At 60.8% G+C, this 10,677-nt stretch carries 9 protein-coding genes; 7 read left to right on the top strand and 2 right to left on the bottom strand.

Annotated features, from left to right (window positions below; translation table 11 throughout):
• Positions 1-1,341 (bottom strand): ABC transporter substrate-binding protein, encoded by a 1,341-nt coding sequence (locus tag ACT3UQ_RS11975; protein ID WP_013350643.1) that lies wholly within the window; start codon positions 1,339-1,341, stop codon positions 1-3.
• A 181-nt stretch (positions 1,342-1,522) separates the two neighbouring features.
• Between ACT3UQ_RS11975 and ACT3UQ_RS11970 the strand changes: the two genes are divergently transcribed.
• The 5 genes from ACT3UQ_RS11970 to galE all read left to right on the top strand — a co-directional run bounded on the left by ACT3UQ_RS11970 (position 1,523) and on the right by galE (position 6,479).
• Positions 1,523-2,125 (top strand): TetR/AcrR family transcriptional regulator, encoded by a 603-nt coding sequence (locus ACT3UQ_RS11970; protein ID WP_105553985.1) that lies wholly within the window; start codon positions 1,523-1,525, stop codon positions 2,123-2,125.
• A 298-nt stretch (positions 2,126-2,423) separates the two neighbouring features.
• On the top strand, positions 2,424-3,215 hold the full coding sequence (locus ACT3UQ_RS11965) for a DeoR/GlpR family DNA-binding transcription regulator (protein ID WP_096282740.1): 792 nt from the start codon (positions 2,424-2,426) through the stop codon (positions 3,213-3,215).
• On the top strand, positions 3,212-4,327 hold the full coding sequence (gene galT / locus ACT3UQ_RS11960) for a galactose-1-phosphate uridylyltransferase (RefSeq protein ID WP_105553984.1): 1,116 nt from the start codon (positions 3,212-3,214) through the stop codon (positions 4,325-4,327). The genes ACT3UQ_RS11965 and galT overlap by 4 nt, the downstream gene beginning before the upstream one ends.
• A complete protein-coding gene (gene galK, locus ACT3UQ_RS11955; RefSeq protein ID WP_105553983.1) occupies positions 4,324-5,520 on the top strand; it encodes a galactokinase in 1,197 nt (398 codons plus the stop codon). Before galT ends, galK begins: the two co-directional genes overlap by 4 nt.
• A complete protein-coding gene (galE, locus tag ACT3UQ_RS11950; protein WP_105553982.1) occupies positions 5,517-6,479 on the top strand; it encodes a UDP-glucose 4-epimerase GalE in 963 nt (320 codons plus the stop codon). Before galK ends, galE begins: the two co-directional genes overlap by 4 nt.
• 12 nt (positions 6,480-6,491) lie before the next feature.
• Here galE and ACT3UQ_RS11945 read toward each other — a convergent pair whose 3' ends face one another.
• A complete protein-coding gene (locus ACT3UQ_RS11945) occupies positions 6,492-8,132 on the bottom strand; it encodes an amidohydrolase (RefSeq protein ID WP_105553981.1) in 1,641 nt (546 codons plus the stop codon).
• A 112-nt stretch (positions 8,133-8,244) separates the two neighbouring features.
• On the opposite strand from ACT3UQ_RS11945, the gene ACT3UQ_RS11940 reads away from it, so the two are divergent.
• Both ACT3UQ_RS11940 and ACT3UQ_RS11935 read left to right on the top strand, forming a co-directional pair.
• A complete protein-coding gene (locus ACT3UQ_RS11940) occupies positions 8,245-8,910 on the top strand; it encodes a TetR/AcrR family transcriptional regulator C-terminal domain-containing protein (protein ID WP_096255231.1) in 666 nt (221 codons plus the stop codon).
• A gap of 348 nt (positions 8,911-9,258) precedes the next feature.
• Positions 9,259-10,620, top strand: a complete 1,362-nt coding sequence (locus ACT3UQ_RS11935; protein ID WP_096255233.1) for an APC family permease — start codon at positions 9,259-9,261, stop codon at positions 10,618-10,620.
• The last annotated feature ends 57 nt before the right edge of the window (positions 10,621-10,677 follow it).

Here is a 10,677-nt window from a genome sequence, read left to right as displayed (position 1 = left end):
TCACGATGCCTCCTTGCGGATCTTCAGGCCCTTGTTGCGGAATGCCGCAATGATTTCCTGCTCTGCGGATACCACCGAATCGACCAAGCTGGTTCCGGCGGCTTTCCGGCGGAATCCGTCGGAAAGGATATTGAAGGATTGCTGGGTGACCGGCCACCAGCTCCAATTGGGATTCTGCGATTTGCTGGCTGGGACAATGACTTGCTTGTTGTACGATTGCCCGCCGAAGAATTCGGAGGGGCCTTCGCGCGACTCGCCGATGATGCCCGGAACCGGTGACCAGCCAATGCCGCTGTGCGCGATTTCGTTGCTGATCCCGGCTTCCGTGGACGTCATCCAGGCGGCGAACTCCAAGGCCTCATGCGGATGGCGGCTATTAGCCAGAACCGCAACCGTCGATCCGCCCAGGTAGCTGGAGCCGTATCCGCCCGGGGTCCACTTCGGCATCGATGCGACCCTCCATTTGCCCTGTCCGCCAGCGACAGAGCTGACAAGCGCATCAGCCCAGTTCCCACTGGTGACAGAGGCGAGCTGGCCGGATGCAGCCGCAGCATACCAAGACGGGCTGAAGGGCGAGATCGCGGTAGTTACGACATCTTCGTCGATGGCCCGGTCGAAGAACCTGGCGACTTCCAGTGTTGCGTCGTCGGTCATATTAATGACCCAGCCGTCGTCGGATGGCCGAAGCCATTGGGCTCCTGCTTGTGCCGCGTAGGACACGAAGTAGGAGGCATCACTGAGGGAGAAGCAGTCGATGTAGCTGTTGGCTTGACGCAGTTCTGACCCGATCTCGGCCCATTGCGCCCATGTTTCCGGGGCGACGGCGCCGACTTTGTCCAGAGTTTCTGGCTGGTAGAACATTGCCATCGGCCCGGAATCCTGAGGCATGCCGAATATTCCGTTGGGAAAACTGACCTGGCCCCACAGTGACGGATCATATCGGTGAGCGTACTGCTGCGCACCGTACGCCGCGAGATCCACGACGCCATTGACGAGCATGAACTCCGGGAGGGTGCGGAATTCGATTTGGGCCAGATCGGGTCCTCCGCCTGCTGCGAGAGCAGAGTAGAGCTTTGGGTATCCGCCTTGATTTCCACTGGGGATCCAAACCGCCTCAACATGGATATTCGGATGCATGGCGTTGAAAGCATCTGCGACTCGCTGGATATCCTTGAGCCAGCTCCAATATGTCAGCCTGACTTTTTCTCCTGGGGCGGCCGGCGCAATGGTTGGCATGGCATCTGCAGACCGGGGGCCTGCGGTGCCGCATGCAGTCATTACGCCCAGGGCGGCGGCGCCCAGGCCGGCCTTGAGAAGGCGGCGTCTTGTTGTCAATGGCATCCGTGCTCACTTAAAAGTAGTTTTCTTTATGGTGCCCGGGACGAGGGCATGTGAAATAGGTTACTGCAAAAATAGAGTGATTACTCAGTTTTGGTCAAATTTCTTGTTTGCCGATCATGCTGGCTTGCTAGGCCGATGCATCATTTTCGAATACTGCTGGGCCTACCTACACTGAGTAACTGTGACGAGCAATGAATCCGGCCGCCGCCGGCGCGGTCCATATGCCAAATCTGCAGCCCGAAGGGAACAGATCGCCCAGGCTGCCCTCCAGGTATTCGGCGCGCGGGGGTATCGCGGCGGAACTGTGCAGGATGTTGCCGACGCGGCAGGCATGAGCCAAACCAGCGTTTTGCACCACTATCCGAACAAGCAGGAACTTCTCATTGCCGCTCTCAAGCGCCGCGACGCCGTCACCGACGGCACGCCGGGCACTGGTGAGCGCTTTGCCCAGTCCATTGTCGAGCAAGCGCAATTCAACGAGGGTGCCGCGGAGTTGATCGAGCTCTACGCAGCCCTTTGCGGGGAATCAACCACTTCTGATCATCCGGCGCGCTCGTATTTCGAGGCCCGCTTCGAGCGCTTGCGCGGCGAGTACGGCGCTGAATTCGAATTCATGAAGAGCATTGGTCGGCTGCGCCCCGGGGTGGACCCGCATGTGGCGGGAGCGTCGCTGCTGGCCCTGTGGGACGGGATCCAAGTGCAGTGGCTCTTGTCTCCCGACGATGTTGACATGGCTGGCACCCTCAAGGCGTATCTGGACCTGGTCATTTTGCCTGAATCATGAGGGGTGTTTGCCGAAATTGGCTCCGGGGCGCCGTAGCCGCGCGAAAATCCAGCTCCCCACTGCGCGCGGACTTGGCGCAAGCAGGGCGAAGCACTTGCAGCGGCACGCCGGAGCGATGATCCCGAAGTATTTTCGGGGCTGATATCTACGTTCTCGGGCTGCCCGGCAAGTGGACGGTTCTGGTTGAAAATATGTTCAAATATGTTCAAATGTGTTCAAATATGTTTGAGTGTGTTTGAATTAGGGTTGTATCGCTTTACGGAGCGTGTTATTTCAACCTGTCTGCCAAGGAGTCCCGATGAGCGAGAACTTCCCAACCCAGCGTCGACGGCGGATTCTGGATAGAGTTCGTGCCAACGGTGCAGTCAAGGTAGCCCAGTTGGCTGAGGAATTTGGCGTTTCGCACATGACAGTGCGCCGTGACCTGGACCGCCTGGTCAAGGACGGCGAATTGCATAAGGTCCACGGAGGCGCACTGCTCCAGGAATCTGCGTCTGCTGAAGAGCCGGGATTCCAGCGCAAGTCAACTCTGCAGTTGCCGCAGAAGGCGGCCATTGCCCGTGCGGCGGCGCAAATGGTTGAACCAGGAATGTCCATCTCCCTTACGTCGGGGACTACGACCTATGAGGTGGCCCGTCTGCTGCGGGCAGTTCCCGACCTCACGATTGTGACCAACTCTCCGCGCATCGCCGACCTCCTACAAGATGCCCCGGCTGCAGGCCAGACCGTGCAGCTCACCGGTGGCCTGCGAACGGTATCCGACGCGTTGGTCGGTCCACTGGCCACTGCGGCCCTGCGGACACTGCACGTCGACCGATGCTTCATGGGGGTCCACGGGTTCAGCGTCCAGGACGGAATCACGACACCGAACATGCTCGAGGTGGAAGTCAATCGACTTTTCCTGGAACGCTGTGACAGCCGCGTGGTCGTCGCGGATTCCAGCAAATGGTGCTTGGCCGGTTTGTACTCCAGTGCTCCATTGCACGAAATCGACACACTCGTCAGCGACGACGGCTTGGACGAGACGGCCGTCGAGGAACTCCGCCAGCACATCGAGAACTTGAAAATTGAAAAGGTGGTCGAATCATGAGCGTTACCGGCAGGATCCCTTCTGGCCTGATATCACACCGGGTCCATCACCTGGCCGATGGCCGCGAGGCGATCTTCTTCGCCGATGCCAATGCCATCGCCCCCGAACCGGCACCCGACACCAGGGCGCTGGATCCGCGCGGGGAACCTGGACAGCTGCGCTACGACCGGTTGACCGGAGACTGGGTAGCCGTCGCGGCCCACCGGCAGTCGCGCACCTACCTTCCGCCCAAGGAAGAATGCCCGCTGTGCCCTAGTACCCAGGGCCGCCACAGCGAGATTCCGGCCGAGGATTTCCACGTGGTGGTTTTCGAGAACCGCTTCCCCTCGCTGGGACCGGATCTGGGCCGGATCCCGGCTGCTGCTCCGGTGCAGGTTCCTGCCCCGGCCTACGGCCGCTGCGAAGTCGTGGTGTTCACCCCGGAGCACGAGGGTTCCTTCGCCTCGCTGGATGATGCCCGGGCGCGCACCGTCATCGACGCGTGGGCGCAGCGTACCGCGGCCCTGTCGGCGATGGAAGGCATTGCCCAGGTGTTCCCATTCGAGAACCGAGGCCAGGATATCGGCGTGACCCTGCACCACCCGCACGGACAGATCTACGCCTACCCCTACCTGACCCCGACCGCCACCAAGATGGCCGCCCAAGCGGTGGCCCACCTGGAGAAGACCGGACGCACCCTGATGGGCGACATCCTGGACTTCGAACGCAAGGAAGGTACGCGCATGGTTGCTGCCGGCGAGCACTTCTCCGTGTTCGTGCCCTTCGCTGCACGCTGGCCGTTGGAAGCGCACCTGGTGCCGCATCGCCACGTGCCGGACTTCGCCGCGCTCAATGAGGCGGAGAAAGACGAGCTGGCCGTGGTGTACCGCGATCTGTTGCGCGGATTCGATGCCCTCTATGAGACTCCCACCCCGTACATTTCCGCCTGGCACCAGGCGCCGGTGGCAGGCAAGGAACGTGAAGCTTCCCGCCTGCACCTGCAGCTGACCAGCCCGCGCCGGGCCGCCGACAAGCTCAAGTTCCTGGCCGGCTCCGAAGCGGCCATGGGTGCATTCATCAACGACGTTCCAGCCGAGCAGACCGCGGCACGACTGCGCGAGGTCATGCCATGAGCATCAGCAACTCCAAGGAAACCACGCAGCGCATGGCCGCTTTGCACCAGAAGTTCGCCAAGATCTACGGGCACCAGCCAGAAGGCATCTGGCGCGCCCCGGGACGGGTTAACCTGATCGGCGAGCACACCGACTACAACATGGGTTTTGTGCTGCCCTTCGCCATCGACAAGAATGCGCTGGTGGCTGTGCGCCGCAAGACGCAGCTCGACGCGGATCGCCAGACACTGGATTTTGCGTCTACCTACGGGTCAGGGGAACACCCGCCGATCACCTCCATCACCTTCGATGAGCTGGTGCCGCGCGCGGTTCCCGGTTGGGCAGCGTACCCGGCGGCCGTGCTCTGGGCGCTGAACCAGCTCGACGGGGTGGAACTCGGCGGGATCCAGCTGCTGGTGGACTCCGATGTTCCGGTGGGTTCGGGACTGTCCTCCTCGCACGCCCTGGAAGTGGCAACCATCGTGGCGTTGGATGACCTCTACGAGTTGGGCCTGTCCAAGGTGCAGATGGCGCAGTTGACCCAGCGCGCCGAGAATGAGTTCGTCGGCGCCCCGACAGGCATCATGGACCAGAGCGCCTCGCTGATGTCCCACGCCCAGCACGCCCTGTTCCTGGACTGCCGTTCCATGGAAACCCAGGCGGTGCCACTGCCGCTGGCACAGCACGATGCGGTGGTGCTGGTGATGGACACCCGGGTGGAGCATTCGCATGTTGATGGCGGGTACGCCGCCCGGCGAGCCAGCTGCGAGCAGGCCGCCGCCGCCTTGGAAGTCCAGTCGCTGCGCGAAGTCACCGTCGTGGCCGAGCTTGAAGCCATCGAGGATCCGGTAGCCAAGCGGAGGGCCATGCACATCGTGACCGAGAACCGCCGCGTGCTGGACACCGTCTTCGCACTGCGCGAAGGGGACCTGGACGCCGTGGGCAAACTGCTGTACCAGTCCCACGAATCCATGCGCGATGACTATGAGATCTCCAGTGAGGAACTGGACGTTGCCGTGGAAGCTGCGATGGCCGCCGGAGCCATTGGCGCGCGCATGACCGGTGGAGGTTTTGGCGGCAGCGCCATCGCATTGATCAAGCGCGAGCACATCGATAAGGTTAGCCAGGCGGTGCGTGAAGCATTTGACCAGGCCGGCTATGTTGAACCGGCTATTTTCACCGTGATCGCAGACGAGGGAGCAGGAAAAGCATGAGTTGGCTAGTGACCGGCGGAGCCGGGTATATCGGATCGCATGTGGTTCGCTCGCTGTCCGCTGCGGGCCTTGACGCGGTGGTCGTGGACTCGATGGCCAGTGGCGTGCGCGGCTTCGTGCCCGATCAGGTTCCGTTCTACCAGCTGAACATCCTGCAGACCGAAAAGCTCGTGGAAATCATGAAGCGCCATGACGTTTCCGGGGTCATCCACCTGGCCGGCTACAAGTACGCGGGCGAATCGGTGAAGCACCCGTTGCTGGCCTTCGAGCAGAACGTCACGGGCACCGCGCATCTGCTGGAAGCCATGGAGAGCTCCCGCGTGCACAATATGGTCTTCTCTTCTTCGGCCGCCGTATACGGCACCCCGGATGAGGACCTGGTTACCGAAGCCACCGGCACCTTCCCCGAATCCCCGTACGGGCAGAGCAAGCTGGTGGGCGAATGGCTGATTCGTGATCAGGGCGTTGCCGCCGGGCTGAAGCACACCTCGCTGCGCTACTTCAATGTGGTCGGTTCGGGCAGCGACGAGCTCTACGACGCCAGCCCGCACAACCTGTTTCCACTGGTCTTCCAGGCATTGAATGCGGGGAAGACTCCGAAGATCTTCGGCACCGACTACGGCACTGCCGATGGCACCTGCGTGCGCGATTATGTGCACGTGGCAGACCTCGCGCTGGCCCATGTCGAGGCCGCGAAGAAGCTTGAGGCGGATGCGCCGCTGGAGCCGGTCTACAACCTGGGTTCCGGCGATGGCGTTTCGGTGCGCCAGATCATGGACGCGGTGGCCAAGGTGACCGGCATCGAGTTCAGCGCCCTCGAAGAGGCCCGCCGCCCCGGGGATCCGGCGCGCATCGTTGCCGATGGCACGTTGGCCGCCCGCGACCTGGACTGGAAGATGCGCCATAGCCTTGAGCAGATGGTGGACAGTGCCTGGCGGGCCTCGGCGCATCGGCGCTGAGCAGGTGCTTACCTAGCTCGCGCTCGCCGGGAGCGGTTCGGGCGAATCGAGTTCCGCATGGGTATCCACTCGAACGCCGTCCAGGTAGGTTCCAAGCACCTCGACGGTACACAGTTCCTCGGGGGAGATCGCCAGCGGATCTGCCGCGAAGACGGAGAGGTCTGCTGGCATGCCCAGAGTCAGGCGCCCGCCGGTCGTGCCGGTGCTTTCATAGACGTTGGCGGTGTAGCCTTCCAACGCCTCTCGTGCCGAGAGCCGGTGGCGTGGTTGTGCGCTGTCGCTGTCGGGCACCTCGGTACGCCGGCGGGTCTGCGCATCGGCCATGATCAACCGCGGGTCAAAGGGGGCGATAGGCCAGTCGGAGCCCAGCGCCAGCACCAGTCCGGCGTCCTTGACGTCGCGTAGCCGGAATGCAAACTGCGCGCGGCGCTCACCGAGGCGCCGGGACCAGGCGTCCGAGCCGTCGGCGCGCACAAAATGGGTGCAATGCGTAGGCTGCATGCTGATGGTTGCGCCCGAAGCCTGCAGCCGGGCGAAGTCCTCATCATTGATTTCTTCCAAATGCTCAATGCGGTGCCGTAATCCATCCTTGGGCAGGGCGGCAATCGCCGAAATGACAAAACCGATGCCCCGATCCCCAATGGCATGCGTGGTGGTGGTAATTCCGGCCGCGGCTAGCGCATTGAGATTCCTGAGGTACTGCTTCGGATCCAAATACAGTGAATCCATGGATTCGCCTTCGGTATCCGGTTCGTAGAGCCACGCGGTGCCGTTGTCCACGGTCCCGTCAATCATGAGCTTTGCGCCGCGCACCTGCCAACGCCGGCCGTGTTGTCCCTGTAGCTCGATGATCCGTTCCAGCGCTTCGGCGCCGTCGCTCGCCATCAGCCAAGGCGCAATCCGCAGCTTGATGGGAAGATCGCCGTACTGTTCGAGGCGTCGGAAGACCTCTAGGGAATCGGGGTCGGCAAAATCGAGCATTTCTCCGCCGGTCAGCCCGCTGGCGGCCATCTCGCGCAGCAGCCGGTAGACGGCGTGCACCTTGTCGTCAATGCTCAAAACGGGCAGGGAGCTCTCGACAAGCGCCATGGCAGCAAACTCCCGCAGGAAGCCGGTGGGATTGCCCTGCAGGTCAACCACGACGCTGGAACCGTCGGTAAAGCTTTCCGTGCCGCTGATGTCCGCAAGCTGAAGCATTGCCTGCGAAGCGAGAGCCGAATGGGCATCGAAGCAGGTGACGTAGCTTGAACGGCCGGGTGCTGCCGCTTCGAGAAACTGCCCGTTGGGTTCGGCCGATCCGAAGATCGCCACATTCAGCCCATGTCCCAAAAGGATCTGATCGGATTCTCGCGTGCGTGCATACTCAGCGAAAAGGTGGGTCGCTTCTTCCACGGTTCGGGCATCGCCGAGGAAAATTCCGCGGGTGACAGACTGACCGAAAACCGGGTGGATATGCGCATCGACGAGCCCCGGGGTGATGGCGGCATCGCCGTGGTCGATAATTTCCGTATCGGCGGTGAGCCAATCCCGCGACTGGTCACGGTTGCCGAGATGCGAGATCACTCCGTCGGTGATTCCCAGTGCGGTTATTTCCTGCTCCTGAGTCAGCGTGTGTATGGTCGCTGCGTACAGCACCGTCTGGGGTCCGTGCATGGTTTCACTCCAAGATATTAATAGTGTTAATTATTTTTGAGTCTAACCTCGGAACCACCGAGTGTCCATGGTTGGATGGAGGTGGAATTGTCGAAGAATCGGGATGGTCTGAATGTCGCAACGAGTCGCCGGCCGGCCGGCCACGCCAATCCTGTCGCAGCAGGGAATTGTCGATGCCGCTTTCGCCCTGCTTCAAGACGTGGGGCCGGAAGAATTTTCCATGGGGCGGCTGGCCCGCGCCTTGGATGTGCGGACACCGGCGCTGTATAACCACGTGGAGAATCGGCAGCATCTGGTGAACCTGATGCGTCGAGACATGGTGCGTTCCATCGACCGAAGCATGCTTGCCGACCTGCCCTGGACCGAAGCGCTCTTCCACTTTGCGGTGTTATTCCGCGAAGCCTTGCTCCGTGTTCCCGCAGCCGTTGAGCTGATTGTCGCTACACCGATCTCCGAAGAGTCCGAATCGGGAGTGATCTACGAAGAGATGGGACGGCTCCTGCGCCGTGCAGGTGTTGCCGTGCCGAGAATCTTGATGGTGATGGTTGCCATTGAGTCGCTGGTGGTCGGCGCGGCATTGGACATCGTGGCACCCGGCGCGCATGTTGCCGCGCTACCCGAGCAGGGCGGTGAAGGCGGTGGCAACAGCCACGGGGAAGTCATGGAAAGCGGGGAAAAATATGCGCGGCAGGCTCGATCCACGGTTAGCGATCAATCCTTTGAATTTGGGCTACGTGCCATGATTGCTGCCATCGAGCGGGAAGTCGCCCAGCCTTAGTCTCGGTCGGGTTGAGCTGTCGCCATGTTTCAAACAAATTAATCTTATAAATTTCTTTTGAACATCGAGGTTGACTGAATGGGCTTCTTCGAGTTTTCCGAGTGATCAAAAAGTTCCAAGTCATTCTGCCTAAGTTGGCCGTAATTGCAGGGCTCAACTCGTTCTCCCGGTCGATCTCATGAGCTTTGAACGCCTTGCTGGCCACTATGACCCCCTTGCTAATGGTGAGGCCTATCACTACATTAAGTGAACGGTCTTCATTATTTTCGATGGTGCGCCTTCGCGTGCTGGAAAGTCCGTCGCTTCACGCGGCGGCAGCAGCGGGGCACCTGCAGAGAGGTAACGGTCATGAAACAGGCTCAGCAATATACGGAGGGCGTGACGGAGGCACCCACGCAGATGAACCGGGTACTGGGGCTTCCAAACCTCGTGCTCTTCGGCATGGTCTACATGGTGCCGCTGACGATCTTCAGTACCTATGGAATCGTCACGGAAATTACCGGCGGGCGGTTGCCGGTGGCCTATCTAATTACCCTGATAGCTATGCTGTTCACCGCCCGTTCCTACGGGCTGATGTCACGGGCATTTCCCGTCGGGGGTTCCGCGTATGTTTATGCACAGCGGTCATTCGGTTCAAATATCGGGTTCATGGCCGGTTGGGCATTGCTGCTTGACTACCTCTTTTTACCCATGATCAACTACCTGCTCTTGGGGATCTACCTCAACGAGTTTTTCCCGTCGATACCTCCGTGGGCCTTCATGCTAGCCGGGATGGCGCTGGTTACCGTGCTGAACATTATCGGCATCGTCTCGGTGGCCCGGACAAATATCGTGATCATCGGCTTCCAGTTCCTGTTCATCATCCTCTTCATCGGATTCTCCCTCGCGTACCTGCGGGGTCAAGCCACGGTAGATCTGTTTGCGCCCCTGCGGGGGACCGGGGACCCGGGTGGCTTTGCTCCGCTTGCCGCGGGAGCGGCAATTTTGTGTCTCTCGTTCTTGGGGTTCGATTCAATCACGACGTTCGCGGAAGAGGCACGCAATCCCAAGCGGGATTTGCCAAGGGCCATCGTGCTCACCACCCTGATCTGCGGATTTCTGTTCGTGGTGCTGGCCTACGTCTCGCATCTTGTCTACCCCAGCCACGAATTTACGAACGCTGATTCCGCTTCCATCCAAGTTGTCTTCGCGGTCGGCGGGCAATTCCTGTCGATCTTCTTCACGGCTGGTTTCATTTGCGGTGCAATGGGTTCTGCCTTGGTATCGCAGGCATCGGTGTCACGGATCCTCTACAGCATGGGCCGCGACGGGGTGCTGCCGCGCCGAGTATTCGGCTATCTTCATCCGCGGTTCAAGACTCCAACATTTGTCATCCTGATCGTTTCCGCCGTCTCACTCACCGCGCTTTTTGCCAGCCTGGAAATGGTGTCCGCCATGATTAGCTTCGGAGCGCTGGTGGCGTTTTCGGCCGTAAACCTCTCGGTCATCAAATATTTCTTCCTGGCCCACCGGCACCGCGGATTGGCAGCCACCATTAATTATCTGGTGCTGCCGCTCATTGGCGTGGCGCTGACTATTTGGTTGTGGACCAGCCTCAGCGCATTGTCCTTGACGTTCGGTCTGGCTTGGATCGTTTTGGGGCTGGGATATCTCGCCTATGTAACCGGTGGATTCAAGCGAAAAGCGCCGATGCTGGATCTTGCCGAGTAAGTCTTGTCTGGCAGGCCCGATCCTTCTGGTTCATGCCAGGAGGAAGCCCGGCCGCCG

This window comes from Glutamicibacter sp. AOP12-B1-11, from assembly GCF_052379245.1.
Lineage (GTDB): Bacteria > Actinomycetota > Actinomycetes > Actinomycetales > Micrococcaceae > Glutamicibacter.
The sequence above is the reverse complement of the archived record's forward strand: the minus strand, read 5'-3'. Positions and strand labels throughout refer to the sequence as shown.

Excerpts from the sequence above, each read along its gene's own strand:
- galK (WP_105553983.1), top strand. The coding sequence starts at position 4,324 with ATGAGCATCAGCAACTCCAAGGAAACCACGCAGCGCATGGCCGCTTTG.
- ACT3UQ_RS11975 (WP_013350643.1), bottom strand. The coding sequence starts at position 1,341 with ATGCCATTGACAACAAGACGCCGCCTTCTCAAGGCCGGCCTGGGCGCC.
- galE (WP_105553982.1), top strand. The coding sequence starts at position 5,517 with ATGAGTTGGCTAGTGACCGGCGGAGCCGGGTATATCGGATCGCATGTG.
- ACT3UQ_RS11935 (WP_096255233.1), top strand. The coding sequence starts at position 9,259 with ATGAAACAGGCTCAGCAATATACGGAGGGCGTGACGGAGGCACCCACG.
- galT (WP_105553984.1), top strand. The coding sequence starts at position 3,212 with ATGAGCGTTACCGGCAGGATCCCTTCTGGCCTGATATCACACCGGGTC.
- ACT3UQ_RS11945 (WP_105553981.1), bottom strand. The coding sequence starts at position 8,132 with ATGCACGGACCCCAGACGGTGCTGTACGCAGCGACCATACACACGCTG.
- ACT3UQ_RS11965 (WP_096282740.1), top strand. The coding sequence starts at position 2,424 with ATGAGCGAGAACTTCCCAACCCAGCGTCGACGGCGGATTCTGGATAGA.
- ACT3UQ_RS11940 (WP_096255231.1), top strand. The coding sequence starts at position 8,245 with ATGTCGCAACGAGTCGCCGGCCGGCCGGCCACGCCAATCCTGTCGCAG.